This is a genomic window from Kitasatospora sp. NPDC127116 (genome assembly GCF_042677365.1).
Lineage (GTDB): Bacteria > Actinomycetota > Actinomycetes > Streptomycetales > Streptomycetaceae > Kitasatospora > Kitasatospora lactacystinica.
The window spans coordinates 19,959-39,264 of record NZ_JBHXTL010000002.1; the positions used below are offsets into that span (position 1 = coordinate 19,959).

A 19,306-nucleotide genomic window follows, 5' to 3' on the forward strand; every position below is an offset into this window, starting at 1 on the left:
TGGGACGGCCGGGCATTCGATCCGTGGCGGCCGCCTCCGGGCGGCTACGCCCAGGCGGCGCCGACCAGCTTGGCGTGCAGGGCCAGGGCCGAGGCGTCCGTGAGGGTGGCGATCTGGTCGATGACCGTGCGCAGGGCGGCGCGGTCGTCCTCGGCCTCGCGGTACATGGCGGCGAACACCGGGTCCAGCCCCTCGGGGGCGCGCTGGGTGAGGACGTACGCCAGCTCGGCGATCACGATCCGCTGGCGGGCCCGCAGCTGGGCCTGCTCGTCGCGCTGCATGACGTAGCGGACGGCGACCGCCTTGAGCACCGCGCACTCCAGCCGGACGTCCCTCGGCACCACCAGCTCGGCGGTGTAGCGGGTGAGCCGGCCGGGGCCGTAGCGGGCGCGGGTGGCCTGCTCGGCGGCCAGGCAGAAGCGGCCGATCAGCTGGCTGGTGAGGTCCTTGAGCCCGCCCCGGGCGCGGGCGGTGCCGTCGTAGGAGTGAGGCCACCACTCCTGGGCGAGCAGCCGGTCCAGGGCGTCGGACAGCTCCTGGGGCTCGGCGTCCCGGGCGTAGCGCTCGGCGACCTTGAAGAGCTCGGCGCGCTCACCGGGGGCGCGCAGGGCGGCCGGGTCGATGTGGCCGGCCTGGAGGCCGTCCTCGACGTCGTGGGTGGAGTAGGCCACGTCGTCGGACCAGTCCATCACGGTGGCCTCGAAGCACTTGCGCCCGGTCGGGGAGCCGGCCCGCAGCCAGCGGAAGACCGGCAGGTCGTCGGCGTAGACGCCGTACTTGGGCGAGGCCGGGTCGGTGGGGTGGGCGCCCTTGGTCCACGGGTACTTGGTGGCGGCGTCGAGGGCGGCCCGGCTCAGGTTGAGGCCGACGCTGCGGCCCGGCCAGGGGGCGAGCCGGGTGGCGGGCTGCTCCTCCTGGGGCGCGAAGCGCTTGGGTTCGAGCCGGGTCAGGATGCGCAGCGACTGGGCGTTGCCCTCGAAGCCGCCGCAGGCCTCGGCGGCCTGGTCGAGGGCCTCCTCGCCGGTGTGGCCGAACGGCGGGTGGCCGATGTCGTGGGCCAGGCAACCGGTCTCCACGAGGTCCGGGTCGCAGCCCAGGGCGGCCCCCAACTCCCGCCCGACCTGGGCGCATTCGAGGGAGTGGGTGAGCCGGGTGCGCGGGAAGTCGCTGCGCATCGGGGCGACCACCTGGGTGGTGCCGGCCAGCCGGCGCAGCGCGGCCGAGTGCAGCACCCGGGCACGGTCGCGCTGGAAGGCCGTACGGCCCGGGCGCTTGTCGGGTTCGGGGACCCAGCGGGCCTCGGCAGCGTGGTCGTACGGGATCGGGGCGGCGAGGCGGTGCGTGGTGTCGTCCATATGCCCTTCACCGTACGCCGGGCCCCCGACACGCGGGGTGTGCCGCGCGCGAAGGAGCGCGGGCCGGGGCGTGAACGGTGCGCGGCGCGCGGGTGCCCGCCCCGGCGAGTCGACCCCACCCGGACGGCGCAGCCCCGCGCGCCCCCTGCGCCCCCGCGTCTACGCCCCTACGCCCTGAGTCCCTGCGTCCCGAACCTCCACCGGCCCGGGCGGCCTCAGCCCCTGATCGCCTTCAGGACCACGCCGGACACCGCCTCCTGCCCCTTGGCGTTGGGGTGGATCGGCACCAGCCCCTGGGCCGGCAGGGGCGGCTCCACCCAGCGCTTGTCCTCCCCCGCGCACATGTCGTGCCCGGCCGAGGGCCCGGCGAGGTCCACGAACACCGCTCCGGCGGCCTCCGCGCGCTTCTTGAGCATGCCGTTCAGCTGCTGCTGCTTCTCCACCAGGAAGCCCAGGTCGGAGGCGGCCACGGCGTTGCCGAGCACCGGCAGGCAGCTCGCCGGGTCGGCCGGGAGCAGCCCCGGGTACCCGATCACGTACACCCTGGCCTTCGGGGAGCGCTTCTTGACGTCCTGGAGCACCTGGCCGATCCGGTCGCCGGCCGCCTCCACCTTGCGCTGGACGTCGTCGGTGCCGCTGCCGGCCGCGTAGTGGTCCCGGCAGGGCGACTCGCTGATCCGGTCGGCACTGTCGGTGATCACGCCCTTGACGATGTCCACCAGGTTGGCCTTGGCGCACTCGGTCACGACCTCCATGAAGCCGGCGTCGTTGCCGCCGATCCCCAGGGTGACCAGCCGGGTGTCCGCGGTCAGCGCGTCCAGCTGGGCCGGGTTGGTGCCGTCCGCGACCTTCTGCGGACCGGTCAGGTCCCCGGTGCGGGCGCCGCTGCAGCTGACGTCCTTGAACTGCCCGGCGGCGAGCGAGAGCTCCTTCGCCACCAGGGACGGGTAGTTGGCCCCGGAGCGGTAGCAGGCGCCCGGCTCGCCGACCTGCGGCGGGAGCTTCATCCCGGCCGTGTACGAGTCGCCGAGCGCGACGTACGGGCCGGTCGGCGGCGGGGCGGCGGTCGGCGACGGGTTCCCGCCGGCCTGCGCGCGGGCGGGCGTCGCGCCCGCGGCGGCGCTCCCCTGCTGGTCGGTACCGGCGTTGTCGGTGCAGCCGGCCAGCAGTACTGCGGCCAGTCCGACGGTCAGGGCGATGGTCGGGCGTGCGGTCCTCGGCATGGTCTCCCCCCGGGGATACGGGTCACGGTCGGCTCCTTACGGCGGCCCGTCCCCCGGGCACACCAGGGGCCAACGAACGATCGCGGCCGATCACTCCCACCCGCGCCCGATCGCCGCGCGACGAGCCGGATCCGGCCGGAATCCGCCCCTCGGACCCCGTCCGGCCGCCCGGTTCCGCCCGCCCGCTCCGGCTGCCCCGGCTACTCCGCGCCGCGCTCGTGCTCGGCCAGGAACTGCTCGAAGCGCCGCCCCAGTTCGTCCGCCGAGGGCAGGTCCGCCGGCTCGGCCAGCAGGCTCTCCCGGCCCTCCGCGCCCGCCACGGCGTCGTACTGGCCCTCCATGCCGCGGATCGCCGAGCGCAACTCGCCGTCCCCCTGGGCCAGCTGCTCCTCGATGTCGGCGTAGACCTCGGGGACCCGCTCGCGCAGCCCGGTGCCGGGCAGCACCAGCCCGGTGGCGGACTGCACCGCCTCCAGGACCTGCACGGCCGCCGCCGGGTAGGCGGAGCGGGCCACGTAGTGCGGGACGTGCACGGCGAAGCCCAGGACGTCGTGCCCGGCCTCGCCCAGGCGGTACTCCACCAGCGCCTGGGCACTGCCCGGGACCTGCGCCTGCTCGAACCACTGCGGGTAGCCCGGGGCGAGGTCCAGCCGGTTGCCGTGCGGCGTCAGGCCGACCGGGCGGGTGTGCGGCACGCCCATCGGGATGCCGTGGAAGTCGATGGAGAGCCGCACCTCGAAGCGGTCCACCAGCTCGCGGACGGCACGCGCGAAGCGCTCCCACTCGACGTCCGGCTCGGGGCCGGTGAGCAGCAGGAACGGCGCACCGGCGGCGTCGTGGACGAGCTGGAGCAGGATCTCCGGCGGGTCGTAGGACGTCCAGTGGTCGTGGTCGAAGACCATCGCCGGGCGACGGGCCCGGTAGTCCACCAGACGGTCGTGGTCGAAGCGGGCCACCACCTGCGGCGCGCCCGTCTCCAGCAGGTGGGCCACCACCTGGCCGCCGGCCTCCCCGGCGTCCATGAAGCCCTCGAAGTGCTGGAGCAGCACCAAGCCGGCACCGGTGTCGCGCAACTGCTCGTTGGCCGCGGCAACGGCGGCCACGCCCTGCTGATCCAGCTCGTACAACGCCTGGAAGTCACGCACCGCGCACCCAACCCCGTTCCCTGCTCGTCCCGGTCGACCGGCTTCTCGTCCTGTCCAGCGCGCCGGGCGCCGCCGGAATTCCCGCGCCCGGCCCCCGTCCTGCGGACCTCCCGTCCGCGCGCCCCGCGGGGCGCGTCCGACGGCTCCCCGGGGGGCTCGCCCGACGGCCTCGGACGAGCGCTCCGGACCATGATCGCACCCGGCCGAAGACTCCCTGGTCAGGGCCCTGCGAGGGGTCGGTCCGCAGGGCACTCGAACGGCCCGCGCGGCCATTCGCGTGCCGCGAAGTGACGCACCGCCTTCTGGCGGGTATCGTCCTCTCGCTGCCTCGCATCGTCGCGTCGTCGCCACGTCGTCCGTAACGCCGTCGGCCACGTCCCGGTCCGGTGCTCGGCCAGCCACCCACGACGCATCTTGCCTTCACCTGGCCGCCTGCTTCCCTTCGCGCTCTCGTACCCTCCTCGGCCATCTCGCGGACGCACACTGTCCCGTCGCTCTTCCCGCCGGACCGGTCCGAGGATCCGTGTCCGTTCCGGCACCCCGCGCCGCCCGTTCCGGGCCGCCGCCCCCACCCCGTCCGACCGGACCTCCGGCGTGCGCGGGTACCCGGCCGGCGGACCCGGGCCCAGGCGTACCCAGCCCAGAGCACCCCGAGCCGTACCCCGGCGCGGGAGGCACCCTCCGACCGATGAAGGACCAAGGTTCCGTGCCCGTACCTGTCATCCTCACCGGCCGCACCGTGCGGCTGGAGCCACTCGCCGCGCACCATGCCGAGGCCATCGCCGAGGCCGGCGCCGAGGACCGTACGACCTACGCCTTCACCCCCGTCCCGCACGGCCGGGAGGCCGCCCGCGACTACGTCGCGCGGGCGCTCGCCGACCAGGCCGCGGGCCGGTCACTGCCGTTCGCGACGGTGAACCTCGCCGACGGCCGGGTGGTCGGCTCCACCCGGTTCCTGGAACTCGACTACTGGCAGGGCCCGATGGTGTGGCCGCCCGCGCCCGGGGTCCCGTTCGGCGATCCGGCCACGGCCGTCCCGGACGCGGCCGAGATCGGCAACACCTGGCTCTCGCCGCGTGCCCAGGGCACCGGCATCAACACCGAGGCCAAGCTGCTGATGCTGCGCCACGCCTTCGAGACCTGGGGCGTGCAGCGGATCTCGCTGCGCGCGGACGCCCGCAACCTGCGCTCGCGCGCCGCCATCGAACGGCTCGGTGCGACCTCCGAGGGCGTCCGCCGGGCGCACTCGCGCGGGCTGGACGGCGTGGTGCGCTCCACCGCGTTCTACTCGATCCTCGACGACGAGTGGCCGGCCGTCCGGGACATCATCGAGCTGCGGATCGCCGCCGCCACCTCGCCGAGCGCCCCGGATCCGGCGATCAACCAGGAGTGCCTTAGACAGGGCGGCAGCGGCGCCGGGCAGCTGATGATCACCGCCTGAGGCCGTCCCGGAACGGCTCGTGGCCGAGGCTCGCGGGTCCTGGCCCGACGCGAATGGTCAGACACGCCCCAGGACGGCCGGCAGGGTGGTGCGGTCGTCCCAGGCCCGGTGGCGTCCCGGGTGCGCCTCGACCAGGGCCTCCACCGGCCGCCAGCCGCCCCGCACCCGGGCCACCCGGACCCGGTAGACCTCCGCGCCACCCACGCCGCGGTGCAGGTGCAGCACGCCCTCGGAGACCACGGAGGCCCAGCGCTCGTCCGCCTCCCGGGCCCGCAGGCCGCGCCTGATCCGCTCCCAGTCGGCGTCCGACCAGAGCAGGTCGGGCACGGGGTGCGGGCGGGGCAGGCCGATCGGCGTCAGGTGCGGCTCGCCGGCCGCGCGGACGCCGCCCGGCTCCGGGAACGCCCAGTCGGGCAGCGGCTCGCAGGCGGCCAGCCAGGTCCGCGGGATGCCGCCGGTGCCGGTGTGCGCGGCCACCACCCCGCCGGTGATCGCCGCGACGGTGTCCATGTCGCCGCCGGCCGCGATCACGTCCCACACGGCGGCGCGGTAGTCGGCCAGGTTCCGGGCGGCGCACCACAGCGCGTACGGGACGGTGTCCGCCGCGGACGTCCGGCTGCCGTTGCCGAGCACCTGCGCGGCGAGCCGGAAGTCCGGCCGGGCGAGCAGTCCGCGGGCCTCCACCAGGCCGTCCCTGACCGCCCCGTTCGGGGTGAGGCCGGCCACCGACTCCAGGAAGCGCTCCGGTGTCATCGGCCGGGTGCGGGCCCGCACCGCGTACGCGGCCGCCACCGCGACCGCGATCGCGCCGTCCACGGCCTGCGGATGGGTGTGGGTGATCAGGGCGGTGTCGGCGGCGGGCCGGACGACGGCGGCCGGGTCCTCGGCGTACGCCGCCCCCAGCGGGGCGACCCGCATCGCGGCGCCGTTGCCGTAGGAGCCCTGGCCGTCGAAGAGTTCGGCGGCCAGCTGCCGGGCGTCGCCGCCCTCGCGGATCAGCCGGAGCAGCCGGTTGGCGGCCGGGCCGTAGCCGCGGTCGAAGTCGTGGCGCAGGGCGAAGGCGTAGGTGAGGTCGAAGGTGTCGATCGCGCCGCGCTCGGTGTGCGCGGCGTGGACCGAGCAGGCCATCTCGGTGTCGTCGGTCCAGGGCCAGGAACCGGGCGGTTCGGTGCGGGCGGCGAGGTGGGTCCGGGCGGTCTCCGGGACGAAGAACTGGGCTCCGAGGGCGTCGCCCGTGCGGAGGCCGAGGAGCGCGTCCAGCGCGGGGCCGGCGTGCGTGAATGGAATGGTCATATGGCATCCAGCTCAGCGGCTCGGCCGCCGTCGCGTCAACACCCGTGACCGCCGGCCCCACCGACGGGGGATGTTTCGCATACCTCCGATTCCGGCGGGCAGGCACCGGGGCATGACCCGCGCGAATCCCCTCGATCCGGTCGCCCTGCTCGGCGCCGACCAGCAGCACATCGCCACCCGCGCGCAGCTGCGCCGGCTCGGGGTGCCCTCCGGCACCATCGCCCACCGGCTGCGGCCGGGCGGGCCGTGGCAGCAGGTGCTGCCCCGGGTGATCTGCCTGCAGAGCGGAAGACTGACGTTCCATCAGCGGCTGCGGGCCGCCCTGGCGTACGCGACGCCGAAGGGGCGCGAACCACGGACCGGGGAGGTGCTGCTGACCGGCCTGGCGGTCCTGGCCGAGGCCGGACTGCCGAGCGCCGGCCACCCGTCCGACCTGAACGCGGTCGACATCCTGATCCCCGGCCAACGACGGGTCGGGGACCGGGAGTTCGTCCGGATCCACCGGGCGTCCGGGGCGATGCCGGGCGGCTTCGAGCGCGCCGACGGACTGTGGAGCACCACGGTCGCCCGGGCCCTGGCGGACCTCGCGCCGAGGGAGACCGGGCAGCGCCGGTTCCGGGCGCTGTGCGCGGAGGCCGTCCAGCGGCGGCACTGCGAACTCGGCGAACTGCTCGACCAGTTGCTGTCCCGCCCGGGTGCGCTCGGGCTGCCCCAGGTGGCCGGGGTGGTGGAGGAGCTGACGGTCGGGGTGCGGTCGGTGGTGGAGGGCGAGGCCCGCGAACTGCTGGCGCACGCCGGGCTGCCGGACCCGCTGTGGAACCCGGTGCTCTTCCTGGACGGCCGCTTCCTCGCCGTCCCGGACGCCTACTGGCCGCACGCCTGCGTGGCCCTGGAGATCGACTCCCGCGCCTGGCACCTGCGCCCGGCCGAGCACGAACGGGGCCTGGCCCGCGCCAACCGCCTCACCGCCGCCGGCCTCCCGGTGGTACGCACCACCCCGGCCCAGCTCCGCCGCGACCCGGCCCCGGTGCTCCACGAGCTGACGGCCCTGGTCACCACCGGCCCGCACGCACCGCACCCCCGGATCACCTGGCGGCGGGCGAGGTGAGGCGGGCCCGCGCGGTGAGGCGGGCCGACGGCGCGGTGCGGGCGGCCCGGCCGGCCCCGCTCAGCAGCGGGAGTCGATCTCCTGGAAGGTGGCGTAGTGGTCGGCGGACCAGTACTGCTCGCCGGAGTCGCCGGTCACCACCCGGCGGGTGCCGCGGTCGTTGGAGCCCGGGGTGACCACGGTGTACTCGTGGTAGTAGCCGCCGGTCTTCTTGGGGAGGCGGCTCTCCCGGTTCTCGAAGACGATGCCGTCGCGGTTGTACGGGTAGGGCCCGCCCTTGGCGATCAGACCGAGGGTGTCCTGGGCCTGGCCGGGGAGCTTGGTGCGGCAGACGTCGGCCATGGCCGGGTCGGTCGGGACCCAGGAGCCGGCCGGGGCCGGGGTGCTGCCGGCGCCCCCGGCGGGCGGGGTCGGCTTGGGGGCCGAGGGCTTGGGCGCCGCGGACCCGGACGTCGTGGCACCGGTGCCGGCGGCCGCGCCGGCACTCCCGGTGGCGCTCGCGGCGGCCTTGGGGTGGCCGCTCCCCCGGTTGGCGAGGAGGTACCCGGCCCCGGCCAGGAGCGCCAGGATCAGCACGGCCACGACGACGAGCGGGTTTCTGCGGTTGGTCATGCGGTCCAGCTTGGCAGGCGGCCGGGCCGCCCCGGGGGAACCGCACACGTGGCCGCCGCCACACCGGCCCGCGCGGCGGGCCGGCGCACGACGTACGGCCGGGCGGGAACGGACGCCGTTGTCCGTTCCCGCCCGGCCGTGTCACGTACGCCGGTTCTCCTGCGCCGAGCTCCGGTGTACGCCCTCCCGACGGGAGGGAGAGCGGTCAGTCGTACCCGCGCGTGCGGAGGGGATGCCTACCCTCCTCAGCGCGAGTCGCTGCCCGCCGTCTCGATGGCGGCGCGGCCGGCCTCCAGGCGCGCCACCGGGATCCGGAAGGGGGAGCAGGAGACGTAGTCCAGCCCCACCTCGTGGAAGAAGTGGACCGAGTCCGGGTCGCCGCCGTGCTCGCCGCAGACGCCGAGCTTGAGGTCGGGGCGGGTGGCCCGGCCGGCCTCGACGGCGTGCTTGACCAGCGAGCCGACGCCGTCGCGGTCGATGGTCTCGAACGGGGAGACCCCGAAGATGCCCTTCTCCAGGTAGGCGGTGAAGAACGAGGCCTCCACGTCGTCCCGGGAGAAGCCCCAGACCGTCTGGGTCAGGTCGTTGGTGCCGAAGGAGAAGAACTCGGCGGCCTCGGCGATCTGCCCGGCGGTCACCGCGGCGCGCGGCAGCTCGATCATGGTGCCGAGCTTGATGTCCAGCTGGACTCCGGTGGACCGGGCGACCTCGGCGAGCACCCGCTCGCACTCGTCGCGGACCAGCTCCAGCTCCTGGACGGTGCCGACCAGCGGGATCATCACCTCGGGACGCGGGTCCGCCCCGGCCAGCTTGCGCTCGGCGGCGGCCTCGGCGATGGCCCGGACCTGCATGCCGAACAGGCCGGGGATGACCAGGCCGAGGCGCACACCGCGCAGGCCGAGCATCGGGTTCTGCTCGTGCAGCTTGTGCACCGCCTGGAGCAGGCGCAGGTCGTTCTCGTTCGGGTCCTTGCGGGCCTCGGCGAGGGCGACGCGCACCGACAGCTCGGTGATGTCCGGCAGGAACTCGTGCAGCGGCGGGTCGAGCAGGCGGACGGTGACGGGCAGGCCGTCCATCGCCTGGAAGAGCTCCAGGAAGTCGCCCTTCTGCAGCGGCAGCAGGGTGGAGAGCGCGGCCTCGCGGTCCTTGTCGTTGTCCGCCAGGATCAGGTGCTCGACCTCCTTGCGGCGCTCCTCGCCGAGGAACATGTGCTCGGTGCGGCACAGGCCGATGCCCTGGGCGCCGTAGCGGCGGGCGCGCGAGCCGTCCTCGGCGTTGTCGGCGTTGGCGCGCACCGCGAGGCGGCGGCGGCCGTCGGCGTGGGACATCAGCCGGTGCACGGCCTGGACCAGACCGCCCTGGACGTCGGCGCCGGCGTGCAGGGTGCCCTCGAAGTACTCCACCACCGCGGAGGGGAGCACGGGTACCTCGCCGAGGTAGACCTTGCCGGTCGCGCCGTCGATCGAGACGACGTCGCCCTCCTCCAGCACCAGGCCGTCGGCGGTGGTCATCCGGCGGCGCTTGGTGTCGACCTCCAGCTCCTCGGCGCCGCAGACACAGGTCTTGCCCATGCCGCGGGCGACGACGGCGGCGTGCGAGGTCTTGCCGCCGCGCGAGGTGAGGATGCCCTCGGCGGCGATCATGCCGTCCAGGTCGTCCGGGTTGGTCTCGCGGCGGACCAGGATGACCTTCTCGCCGGAGCGGGACCACTTGACGGCGGTGTACGAGTCGAAGACGACCTTGCCGATCGCGGCGCCGGGCGAGGCGGCCAGGCCCCTGGCGATCTGCTGCGACTCGGAGTCGGGGGCGAAGCGGGGGAACATCAGCTGCGAGAGCTGGCCGCCGGTGACCCGCATCAGGGCCTCGTCCAGGTCGATCAGGCCCTGGTCGACGAGCTGGACGGCGATCCGGAAGGCGGCCGCGGCGGTGCGCTTGCCCACGCGGGTCTGCAGCATCCAGAGCTTGCCGCGCTCGATGGTGAACTCGATGTCGCAGAGGTCGCGGTAGTGGTTCTCGAGCTTCTGCATGATCGCCATCAGCTCGTCGTACGACTTCTTGTCGAGCTTCTCCAGCTCGGAGAGCGGCAGGGTGTTGCGGATGCCGGCGACGACGTCCTCGCCCTGGGCGTTGGACAGGTAGTCGCCGTAGACGCCCTGGGTGCCGGTGGAGGGGTCGCGGGTGAAGGCGACGCCGGTGCCGGAGTCCTCGCCGAGGTTGCCGAAGACCATGCTGCAGACGTTGACCGCGGTGCCCAGGTCGTTCGGGATGCGCTCCTGGCGGCGGTACAGCCGGGCGCGGTCGCCGTTCCAGGAGTGGAAGACGGCGTGGATCGCGAGGTCCATCTGCTCGCGCGGGTCCTGCGGGAAGGCCCGGCCGGTCTCGCGCTCGACGATGCCCTTGAACACCTCGACCAGGCCCCGCAGGTCGGCGGCGTCCAGGTCCAGGTCGTTGACGGTGCCCTTGGCGTGCTTGGCCTCGTCCAGGGCCTCCTCGAACAGCTCGCCGTCGACGCCCAGCACGGTCTTGCCGAACATCTGGACCAGGCGGCGGTAGGAGTCCCAGGCGAAGCGCTCGTTGCCGGACTGGGCGACGAGGCCGGCCACCGAGACGTCGGAGAGGCCGATGTTGAGGACGGTGTCCATCATGCCGGGCATGGAGAACTTCGCGCCGGAGCGCACCGAGACCAGGAGGGGGTTGTCGGCCTGGCCGAGCTTCTTGCCCATCCGCTCTTCGAGGGCGTCCAGGTGGGCGCTGATCTCCTCGTGCAGGGAGGACGGCTCGCTGCCGGTCTCCAGGAAGACCTTGCAGGCCTCGGTGGTGATGGTGAACCCCGGAGGGACGGGGAGGCCCAGGTTGGTCATCTCGGCCAGGTTCGCGCCCTTGCCGCCGAGAAGGTCCTTGAGGTCCTTGTTTCCTTCGGTGAAGGAGTAAACAAACTTCTGCTGGGACGGCACGGGTCGGTCTCCTCGTACGCGGTTGCCCTGACGCCGGAGAACATACCCATTTCGAAGGCACTTCTCTGCCCTGAATAGGCCACCCGAGGCTGGTACCCAGCGGTAACCCGCTAGATCGAAAGCACATAAAGGCGTTCACCTCTGTTGGTGAAATCGTCCGCCTGACGCGAGCAAGCGTTCAATTCTTGAACACAAGCAAACCCGAAGATCGCACGATCCGGACGCACGGTAGCGACCGCGGGTCGATGGCGTTGCCCCGGCTTGATTTCCTGCACCCGGATCGCCCGATCACCGGTCGACCGACTTCGGGAAGCGATTCACAGCCGACCTGTCCATTTCGTCCACTGACCGGCCGTCAGCCCCCACCGCATGTGGCAAGCGTCACCAGCGCATCTCACGGGTCGAACGTAGAGCGACTCCGCCGATCGTCGCACACCGTCCAGAAATGTGCTCTCTCCGTGACATTCGGACGACGAAAAGGAGCCCTCTTGTCCAGGATGGACAAGAGGGCTGGGACCTAGTGGCAGTCGGCCCCATCGGGCCGTTTTTGCCGGTCCGTACAGATCATCCGCCAGAGGTGTCCGATTCGGCGTCCACACCCGGTCGGGCGCAGTCGTACGGATCGTCCAACCAGCCCTCCGGCAGGACCACCCGGTTGTTGCCGCTGGTCCGTCCGCGCGGGCCGTCCGCACCGTCCGGCCAGCCCTGGGACTGCTCCACCTGGGAGAGGGTTTCGGCCAGTTCGGCCAACGAGGAGGAGCCGGCCAGCTTCACCCGCAGCTCCGAGCCGACCGAGAAGCCCTTGGTGTACCAGGCGACGTGCTTGCGGAAGTCGACCACGCCGCGCGCCTCGTCGCCCAGCCACTCGCCGAGCAGCTGCGCGTGCCGCACCATCGCCGCGGCCACGTAGCCGAAGTCGGGGCGGGCGTAGTCCACGTCGCCCTCGAAGATCGCGACCAGGTCCCTGAACAGCCACGGCCGGCCCAGGCAGCCCCGGCCCACCACCACGCCGTCGCAGCCGGTCTCGCGCATCATCCGCAGCGCATCGTCGGCCGACCAGATGTCCCCGTTGCCCAGCACCGGGATGTGCGCCGGGACGGACTCGCGCAGCCGGGCGATCGCCGACCAGTCGGCCGTCCCGCCGTAGTGCTGGGCGGCGGTGCGCCCGTGCAGGGCGATCGCCGCCACGCCCTCCTCCGCGCCGATCCGGCCGGCGTCCAGGTAGGTGAGGTGGTCGTCGTCGATGCCCTTGCGCATCTTCATGGTCACCGGCAGCTCGCCGGCGTTGGCGACGGCCTCGCGCAGGATCTCGCGCAGCAGGTTGCGCTTGTACGGCAGCGCCGAGCCGCCGCCCTTGCGGGTGACCTTGGGGACGGGGCAGCCGAAGTTGAGGTCGATGTGGTCGGCCAGGCCCTCGTCGGAGATCATCCGGGCGGCCTTGCCGACGGTCACCGGGTCCACCCCGTACAGCTGGATGGAGCGCGGCTTCTCGCTCGGGTCGAACTTGATCAGCTGCATGGTCTTGGCGTTGCGCTCGACCAGCGCCCGGGTGGTGATCATCTCCGAGACGTACAGGCCCCGGCCGCCGCTCTGCTCACGGCACAGGGTGCGGAACGGCGCGTTGGTGATGCCGGCCATCGGCGCCAGCACGACGGGCGGCCACACCCGGATCGGGCCGATGTCGAGCGGCGCGAACTCGGTGTCGGACGCGGTGGGTGCGGGCGTGGCTGTCATGCGCGGCTGACCTCGGGTGATGGGGACGGGACTCTCCATTGTCCCCCACCCGTCCGCCGCCCGGGTGAGCGGCCGCCGCCCGCTCCGAGGCGCTCCCGTTACGGAGCCGACGGCGGCACCGACGGCGCCGCGGACTGCGCGGGCTCCGCCGGGTCCGCCGGTTCCGCGGGCTCCGGCGGCTCCGAGCTCGCCGGGACGACGGTGATCGACCCGGAGGTGACCGCGGCGTGCAGCCGGTTCGGACTCGACGAGTCCGCCAGCCCCGTGTCGATCCGGCCGCTGCCGCTGCCGATCTCACTGGAGACGGCGTACCGGCTGTCCTTCGGCACGGTCAGCTCCACCGAGCCGGAGGTGGCCGTGGCGTCCACCTCGCGCGGGGCCTTCGCGAAGCCCAGCTGCACGGAACCCGAGCCGACCCGCGCCGTCACCCGCCGGGTGCTCAGGTTGGTGCCCCGCACCTGACCGGAGGTGGCGTGCGCGGACACGTTCCCGGAGGTGTCGAACAGCAGCAGCTGGCCGGAGGTCAGCTCCATCCGCACGTCCCCGCTCAGCCCCTCCACCTGGACGGAGCCGGAGCCCACCGAGCCGGACACCTCGGTCGCCGCCGGCACCTCCAGTTCGATCTCGGCGCCGCAGCCGACGTCCACGAACGGCAGGACCAGCCGACAGTGCATCCCGACCGTCAGCACGTCGCCGTCGAAGACGGTGGACACCACCGGTTTGCGCACCAGCCAGTCCAGGCTCTGCCGGACCACCACGTGGCCCTCCCGGCCGGCCCGCACCTTGACCGAGGCGTTGCCGGTCTCCAACTGGAGCCGGTGGATCGCCACGTCGTACGGCCGGCTGGTGCTGGTCCGCTGCTGCACCGCCATCGACCAGGTCTGCAGTCCGGCCCCGATCATGACCAGCACGATCACGACCGTCCCGGCGGCCCGCCAGCGCTTCGCCCCCTTCACCGCTACCCGACCTCCAGGAAGCGCAGCACCGCCATCACCCGGCGGTGGCTGTCCGCGACCGGCGGCAGGTCGAGCTTGGTGAAGATCGAGTTGATGTGCTTGGCCACCGCGCTGTCGCTGACCACCAGCGAGCCCGCGATCGCGGCGTTGGAACGGCCCTCCGCCATCAGGGCGAGCACGTCGCGCTCGCGCGGGGTCAGCTTCTCCAGCGGGTCCCGGTGGCGGCGCACCAGCAGCTGGGCGACCACCTCCGGGTCCAGCGCGGTACCGCCCTCGGCGACCCGCTGGAGCGCGTCCACGAAGTCGTCGACATTGGCCACCCGCTGCTTGAGCAGGTAGCCGACGCCGCTGGTGTTCGTCGCCAGCAGGTCCGCGGCGTAGCGCTCCTCCACGAACTGGGAGAGCAGCAGGACGGCGGTGTCCGGCCACTGCCGGCGGATCACCATCGCCGCCTTCACCCCCTCGTCGCTGAAGCCCGGGGGCATCCGGACGTCGGCCACCACCACCTTCGGGCGGTGCTCCTCGACGGCGGCCAGCAGTTCGGTGGCGTCCCCGACGGCGGCCACGACCTCGAAGCCCACCGCCTCCAGGACCTTGACCAGGCCGACCCTCAGCAGGACCGAGTCCTCGGCGATCACAGCACGCACGGCAACTCCACGGTGATGGTGGTGGGGCCCCCGAGGGGGCTGAGAACGGACAGCGTGCCGTCGACCGAGGCGGCGCGCTTGCGCAGACCGGTGAGCCCGGTGCCGCGCGAGGCGTCCGCGCCGCCGACGCCGTCGTCGCTGATGACCAGCCGCAGCCGGCCGCCGACCGTCCGCACCGAGAGGTCGACCCGGTGGGCCCTGGCGTGCTTGGCCACGTTGGTGAGCGCCTCGGAGACGGTGAAGTAGGCGACCGCCTCCACGGTCGGGGCGACCTGCTCGGAGAGTGCCACGTCCAGGCGCACCGGCAGCGGGGCGCGGGCGGCGATGCCGGACAGCGCCGCGTCCAGGCCGCGGTCCTCCAGGACGGCCGGGTGCAGGCCCCGGACCAGGTCACGCAGCTCGTCGATGGCCGCCTGGGCCTCCTCGTGCGCGTCGACGATCACCTGCATCACCTCGGGCGGCACGTCCTTGAGGGTGCGCCGGGCCAGGCCCAGGTTCATCGCGAGGGAGGTGAGCCGCTGCTGGGCGCCGTCGTGCAGGTCCCGCTCGATCCGGCGGCGCTCGGCGTCCACCGCGTCGACCAGCCCGGCCCGGCTCTCGGCGATCTCCTCGACCCGCCGCTCCAGCGCCTCCGTCCGGTCCGGGCCGAGCAGCCGCCGGGCCACCCACACCTCCAGCCGGGCCAGCTGGGTGCCCGCCGGCGGGAGGACCGCCAGCAGCAGCAACCCGCCGAGGGTGAGCAGGACGTCCTCCCCGGCCAGGCCGGAGCGCACCGCCGTGCCGGCGGGCAGCAGCCACATCCAGCCGTACACGGTGGCCAGCACCACGGCGGCCGCCCAGGCGTACAGCACCGCCAACGCGCCCGCCGCCAGCAGCGGACCGGCCACCAAGTGGTGGAGGGCCTGGCGCCAGGTCATCCCCAGCAGCCAGGCCCGACGCCCCGTCGGCGGGCGCAGCGGCGGCACCTCCACCCCGTGCAGGGCGCGCAGCCGGCCGCGCTGGAGGGCGGTCAGCGGGCGGGCGCAGAGCAGGACGGCGGCGAGCACCGGGAAGAGCAGCGTCGACTCGGTGACGGCCAGCCAGACCGGCAGCGCCATGGGTATTCCGGCGGCGGTGAAGCGGACGTCCCGCCAGACCTCGGGCGACCACGGTGGGCGCCGGAGGCTCCTGACGAGCGCTCGGCGCAACGTGGTGGAGGACATGCCGAACAGCGTAGGGCCCGGTGATCACGGGCCGCCATGAAGGGGGGTTCCGGGTGGGGGGTGTAGCTGGATACACCCCCGATTCGGTGTGGAGCACCACCGACAGGACCGGGGTCCCGGCGGAAAGCTTGAGGTCATGACGAGCACCGCATCGCACTCCGCCACTGCGCCGAACGGGCGGCCCGGCCCCGGAGGTGCCTCCGCAGCCCCGGAGGGGGCGCTGCCGGCCGGAGCCGGGCCCTGGTCGGTCCGCAGCGCCGGGTCCGGCCGCGGCCGGGCCGCGCTGGAGCTGTACCAGTACGGGGAGTTGACCGACGTCCTGGTCGCCGCCCGGCTCACCCCGCACCTGCTGCGCGGGGCCCGGCACTGCCCGTCCACCGGGCGGAACCGGCACGTGCTGGCCTGGGGCCGGCTGGCGGCCGACGGCGCCGCGCCCGCGGTGGTGTTCACCGGGCGGCGGCCGTTCCGCCGGGCGCGGTCGACGGCCGAGGTGGCCGTGGTGGCCGACCGGTTCTGGATCGCCTGGGCCGAGGGCCCGTTCGACGCGGTGCGGGTCGAGCACTCGGCGGGCGGGACGGCCGAGCGGCTGCCGCTGGAGCGGGTGCGGGGCATCGCATGAGTACCGCCGTCCTCTCCGTCCGCCCCACCTCCTCGTACACCCCGCCCGCGCGCCTCGGCCGGCTCCCGGTCATGGCCGCGGTCGCGCTGCTGCCCTGGCTGGCGGTCCTCGCCGTCTGCCACGAGACCCCCTGGGTCGTGCTCGACCTCACCGAGTTCGCCGCCCTGCTCTCGCTGGACGCGCTGCTGCGCCGGCGCAGCCCCGCCGCGCTCTGGGCCGGCGCGGCGGTGGCCCTGCTGCTCGCCGGGGACGCCCTGGCCGACATCGCCTGCGCCGGGCCGGGCCTCCCGGTGCTCGCCGCGCTGGTCATGGCCACCTGCATCGAACTGCCGCTCGCCGTGGTGTGCCTGTGGCTCGGCCGGGACGCGGCGCTGCGGACCGCCTAGGGCGTCGGCAGCTCGTCCATCAGCGCGCGGGTCCCGTCGTCCAGCGGGGTGTACGTGATCATCCGTGTCCCCAGCTGCGGACTGAGCCAGAAGTTGGTGTACTCGCAGCGCAACAGCCCGACCCCGGGCACCTGGAACCGCTTGATCCCGTTGCCCGGCCGCATCACGTCGTGCCGCTGCCAGAGCTCCGCGAAGTCCGGCGAGGCCTTGAGCACCCGGGCCACCAGCGCCTTCCAGGCCGGCTCCGAGCTGTGGTCGGCCATCGCCGAGCGGAACCGGGCCACCATGCCGAGGCGCTCGGTGCGGTAGTCGATCAGCACGTCGCGGAACTGCGAGGGCGTGAACGCCATCCACATCAGGTTCCGGTCCTCCGGAGCCAGCCGGTCGAGGTCACCGACGATCGCGGTGTACTGGGCGTTGTACGCCAGCACGTCGTAGCGGGAGTTGAGCACCACCGCCGGGTACGGCGCCAGCCGCTCCAGCAGCAGCCGCACGCTCGGGGTCACCGAGGGGCACTCCCGCACCGGCACCGGGTCGTCCGTGCCGGCCAGGGTGAACAGGTGGGCCCGCTCGCTCGGGTCCAGCAGCAGCGCCCGGGCCACCGAGTCCAGCACCTGGGCGGACACCTGGATGTCCCGCCCCTGCTCCAACCACGTGTACCAGGTCACCCCGACCGCGGCGAGCTGCGCGACCTCCTCCCGGCGCAGCCCCGGCGTCCTGCGGCGCCCGGTCATCGGCAGGCCCACCTGCTCGGGCGTCAGGCGCTCGCGGCGGCTGCGCAGGAACGCGGCCAGCTCGTGCCGGCGGGCTTCGTCGGGAGTGGCCGGGCGCGGACCGGCCGAACCGGTACGGGCTTGCGCGGGAGGTGTGGCGAGGCTCATGCTCCCCAGCATGCGACAGCCGTCAACCTGTTGCCAGGTACTTCTTATACCCGGATAACCACACTCTGGTACCAGGGTACGACCCGGCGGATCGTAGGACCCGTGACCCGACAACTCGCCGCCGCCCCCGCATCGAGCCGCACCGCCACCACCCCCGGCACCGCGGCCGCCCGTACCTCCGCCCCGGGACCGGCCGGCCCCGCCACCGCTCCCACCGGCCCCGCCGCCACCCTCGGCACCGCCGGGCTGGTCACCGTCCTGCTCGGCGCCTTCCTGCCGATGCTCGACTTCTTCATCGTCAACGTCGCCCTGCCCACCATCGACCACGACCTGGCCGCCGGGCCCGCCGTCCTCGAACTGGTCGCCGCCGGCTACGGCATCGCCTTCGCCGTGCTGCTCGTCCTCGGCGGACGCCTCGGCGACAACTACGGCCGCCGCCGGCTCTTCGTCGTCGGCGCCGTCGCCTTCGCCCTCACCTCACTGGCCTGCGGCCTCGCCCCCGGCGCGTGGTCCCTGGTCGCCGCCCGGGCCGCCCAGGGCGCCTCGGCCGCACTGCTGATCCCGCAGGTGCTCGGCACCATCACCGCCGCCACCGGGGGCGCCCGGCGCGGCCGCGCGCTCAGCGTCTACGGCGCGGTCGGCGGGATCTCGGTGGTGATCGGGCAGGTGCTCGGCGGCATGCTGGTCGCCGCCGACCTGTTCGGCACCGGCTGGCGCTCGGTGTTCCTGCTGAACGTGCCGTTCGCCCTGCTCGCCGTGGTGCTCGCGGTCCGCTACGTCCCGGAGAACAGGGCCGCCACGGCCGCCCGGGTCGACGTCCCCGGCACCGTCCTGCTCACCGCCACGCTGCTCTCCCTGCTCATCCCGCTGATGGAGGGCCGTGCCGCCGGCTGGCCGCTCTGGTCCTGGGTGCTGCTGGCCCTGTTCCCCGTCCTCGCCGTCGCCTTCGGCACCGTCGAACGCCGCGCCGAGCGGCGCGGGGACACCCCGCTGGTGCCGCCGTCCCTGCTGCGCATCCCGGAGATGCGGCGCGGCCTCGGCATCGCGCTCCCCTACTTCGCGGGCTTCGGCGGCTTCATGTTCGTCATCGCGGTCGCCCTCCAGCAGGGCCTCGGGCTCGGCCCGGTCGCGGCCGGCTGGGCGCTCGTCCCGATGGCCGTCGGCTACTTCTGCGCCTCGCTGGCCGGCCCGCGGCTGATCGGCCGCTGGGGCAGCCGGGTGCTCAGCGCCGGCGCCGTCGTCCAGGCCACCGGCCTCGCCACCCTCGCCCTGACCGTCCTGGCCGACTGGTCGCACTTCTCGCCACTGCGGATGGCCCCGGGCGTCGCCCTCGCCGGCATCGGGCAGGGCTTGATCGGCACCCCGCTGTTCCGGGTCGTCCTCTCCAAGGTGCCCGCCGCCCGGGCCGGCGTCGGCAGCGGCGTCCTCGCCACCGGGCAGCAGTCCAGCCTCGCCCTCGGCGTCGCCACCCTCGGCACCCTCTACCTCTCCCTCTCCCCCGTCCTCGGCATGGACCGCGCCCTCGCCCTGTGCCTGGGCATCCAGCTCCTCGGCTCCTTCACCATCCTCCACCTGACCACCCGCCTCCCCCGCTCCATCGGCTGAACCCCGGCCCGCGGGGCCGGCGAGCGCGTCGCGATCACCCGGAGCGGTCGGCCGATCGCCGCCCCCGCGCCGCCCGCGCCCGGTGTTCCGCACAGCCGTACGGCGACTTCGGACGATTCGAGTGCGACCGCCGAACGCCCATGAG

The 19,306-nt window shown here is 74.1% G+C and carries 16 protein-coding genes; 5 read left to right on the plus strand and 11 right to left on the minus strand.

Annotated features, from left to right (window positions below):
- Positions 1-44 precede the first annotated feature (44 nt).
- The 3 genes from ACFVHV_RS01135 to ACFVHV_RS01145 form a co-directional block, all read right to left on the minus strand.
- Positions 45-1,355, minus strand: coding sequence for a deoxyguanosinetriphosphate triphosphohydrolase (locus tag ACFVHV_RS01135; RefSeq protein WP_380347976.1), 1,311 nt, complete (start codon positions 1,353-1,355; stop codon positions 45-47).
- 215 nt (positions 1,356-1,570) lie between these two features.
- The gene (locus tag ACFVHV_RS01140) at positions 1,571-2,578 is read right to left on the minus strand and encodes an SGNH/GDSL hydrolase family protein (RefSeq protein ID WP_359902924.1); all 1,008 of its coding nucleotides are present in this window, start codon (positions 2,576-2,578) and stop codon (positions 1,571-1,573) included.
- Positions 2,579-2,778: 200 nt separating this feature from the next.
- Positions 2,779-3,723: a PAC2 family protein gene (locus tag ACFVHV_RS01145; RefSeq protein WP_359902927.1), complete on the minus strand. Its 945-nt coding sequence runs from the start codon at positions 3,721-3,723 to the stop codon at positions 2,779-2,781.
- A gap of 706 nt (positions 3,724-4,429) precedes the next feature.
- Between ACFVHV_RS01145 and ACFVHV_RS01150 the strand changes: the two genes are divergently transcribed.
- Positions 4,430-5,164, plus strand: a complete 735-nt coding sequence (locus ACFVHV_RS01150) for a GNAT family protein (protein ID WP_359902930.1) — start codon at positions 4,430-4,432, stop codon at positions 5,162-5,164.
- Positions 5,165-5,221: 57 nt separating this feature from the next.
- On the opposite strand, the gene ACFVHV_RS01155 is transcribed toward ACFVHV_RS01150, so the two are convergent.
- Positions 5,222-6,457 (minus strand): ADP-ribosylglycohydrolase family protein, encoded by a 1,236-nt coding sequence (locus ACFVHV_RS01155; protein ID WP_380347978.1) that lies wholly within the window; start codon positions 6,455-6,457, stop codon positions 5,222-5,224.
- A 112-nt stretch (positions 6,458-6,569) separates the two neighbouring features.
- Between ACFVHV_RS01155 and ACFVHV_RS01160 the strand changes: the two genes are divergently transcribed.
- Positions 6,570-7,565, plus strand: a complete 996-nt coding sequence (locus ACFVHV_RS01160; protein ID WP_359902935.1) for a hypothetical protein — start codon at positions 6,570-6,572, stop codon at positions 7,563-7,565.
- A 60-nt stretch (positions 7,566-7,625) separates the two neighbouring features.
- Here the strand turns inward: ACFVHV_RS01160 and ACFVHV_RS01165 are convergent, their stop codons facing one another.
- The 6 genes from ACFVHV_RS01165 to ACFVHV_RS01190 all read right to left on the minus strand — a co-directional run bounded on the left by ACFVHV_RS01165 (position 7,626) and on the right by ACFVHV_RS01190 (position 15,670).
- A complete protein-coding gene (locus tag ACFVHV_RS01165) occupies positions 7,626-8,177 on the minus strand; it encodes a ribonuclease (protein WP_380347980.1) in 552 nt (183 codons plus the stop codon).
- Positions 8,178-8,422: 245 nt separating this feature from the next.
- Positions 8,423-11,131 (minus strand): pyruvate, phosphate dikinase, encoded by a 2,709-nt coding sequence (gene ppdK / locus ACFVHV_RS01170; protein ID WP_359902941.1) that lies wholly within the window; start codon positions 11,129-11,131, stop codon positions 8,423-8,425.
- A gap of 564 nt (positions 11,132-11,695) precedes the next feature.
- Positions 11,696-12,865, minus strand: a complete 1,170-nt coding sequence (gene dusB / locus ACFVHV_RS01175; protein WP_380347982.1) for a tRNA dihydrouridine synthase DusB — start codon at positions 12,863-12,865, stop codon at positions 11,696-11,698.
- 98 nt (positions 12,866-12,963) lie between these two features.
- Complete coding sequence (locus tag ACFVHV_RS01180; RefSeq protein ID WP_380347984.1) at positions 12,964-13,821, minus strand: DUF4097 family beta strand repeat-containing protein; 858 nt, start codon at positions 13,819-13,821, stop codon at positions 12,964-12,966.
- A gap of 2 nt (positions 13,822-13,823) precedes the next feature.
- Positions 13,824-14,468 (minus strand): response regulator transcription factor, encoded by a 645-nt coding sequence (locus tag ACFVHV_RS01185; RefSeq protein ID WP_359902950.1) that lies wholly within the window; start codon positions 14,466-14,468, stop codon positions 13,824-13,826.
- Positions 14,456-15,670: a histidine kinase gene (locus ACFVHV_RS01190; protein ID WP_359902953.1), complete on the minus strand. Its 1,215-nt coding sequence runs from the start codon at positions 15,668-15,670 to the stop codon at positions 14,456-14,458. Before ACFVHV_RS01190 ends, ACFVHV_RS01185 begins: the two co-directional genes overlap by 13 nt.
- A 136-nt stretch (positions 15,671-15,806) precedes the next feature.
- Between ACFVHV_RS01190 and ACFVHV_RS01195 the strand changes: the two genes are divergently transcribed.
- The gene (locus ACFVHV_RS01195) at positions 15,807-16,289 is read left to right on the plus strand and encodes a hypothetical protein (RefSeq protein WP_359902956.1); all 483 of its coding nucleotides are present in this window, start codon (positions 15,807-15,809) and stop codon (positions 16,287-16,289) included.
- A complete protein-coding gene (locus tag ACFVHV_RS01200) occupies positions 16,286-16,675 on the plus strand; it encodes a hypothetical protein (protein WP_380347987.1) in 390 nt (129 codons plus the stop codon). The genes ACFVHV_RS01195 and ACFVHV_RS01200 overlap by 4 nt, the downstream gene beginning before the upstream one ends.
- Here the strand turns inward: ACFVHV_RS01200 and ACFVHV_RS01205 are convergent.
- Positions 16,672-17,556: a helix-turn-helix transcriptional regulator gene (locus ACFVHV_RS01205; RefSeq protein ID WP_380347989.1), complete on the minus strand. Its 885-nt coding sequence runs from the start codon at positions 17,554-17,556 to the stop codon at positions 16,672-16,674. The two genes, ACFVHV_RS01200 and ACFVHV_RS01205, sit on opposite strands and share 4 nt — an antisense overlap.
- A gap of 102 nt (positions 17,557-17,658) precedes the next feature.
- Here ACFVHV_RS01205 and ACFVHV_RS01210 point away from each other — a divergent pair, with 102 nt between their 5' ends.
- Positions 17,659-19,161 carry an MFS transporter gene (locus tag ACFVHV_RS01210; RefSeq protein WP_380347991.1) on the plus strand — a complete coding sequence of 501 codons (1,503 nt, stop codon included), beginning with the start codon at positions 17,659-17,661 and terminating at the stop codon, positions 19,159-19,161.
- Positions 19,162-19,306 lie beyond the last annotated feature (145 nt).

Bases quoted from the DNA above. Each gene is read 5' to 3' on its own strand.
- ACFVHV_RS01160 (WP_359902935.1), top strand. From the start codon at position 6,570: ATGACCCGCGCGAATCCCCTCGATCCGGTCGCCCTGCTCGGCGCCGAC.
- ACFVHV_RS01155 (WP_380347978.1), bottom strand. From the start codon at position 6,457: ATGACCATTCCATTCACGCACGCCGGCCCCGCGCTGGACGCGCTCCTC.
- ACFVHV_RS01135 (WP_380347976.1), bottom strand. From the start codon at position 1,355: ATGGACGACACCACGCACCGCCTCGCCGCCCCGATCCCGTACGACCAC.
- ACFVHV_RS01205 (WP_380347989.1), bottom strand. From the start codon at position 17,556: ATGAGCCTCGCCACACCTCCCGCGCAAGCCCGTACCGGTTCGGCCGGT.
- ACFVHV_RS01190 (WP_359902953.1), bottom strand. From the start codon at position 15,670: ATGTCCTCCACCACGTTGCGCCGAGCGCTCGTCAGGAGCCTCCGGCGC.
- ACFVHV_RS01200 (WP_380347987.1), top strand. From the start codon at position 16,286: ATGAGTACCGCCGTCCTCTCCGTCCGCCCCACCTCCTCGTACACCCCG.
- ACFVHV_RS01195 (WP_359902956.1), top strand. From the start codon at position 15,807: ATGACGAGCACCGCATCGCACTCCGCCACTGCGCCGAACGGGCGGCCC.
- dusB (WP_380347982.1), bottom strand. From the start codon at position 12,865: ATGACAGCCACGCCCGCACCCACCGCGTCCGACACCGAGTTCGCGCCG.
- ACFVHV_RS01165 (WP_380347980.1), bottom strand. From the start codon at position 8,177: ATGACCAACCGCAGAAACCCGCTCGTCGTCGTGGCCGTGCTGATCCTG.
- ACFVHV_RS01140 (WP_359902924.1), bottom strand. From the start codon at position 2,578: ATGCCGAGGACCGCACGCCCGACCATCGCCCTGACCGTCGGACTGGCC.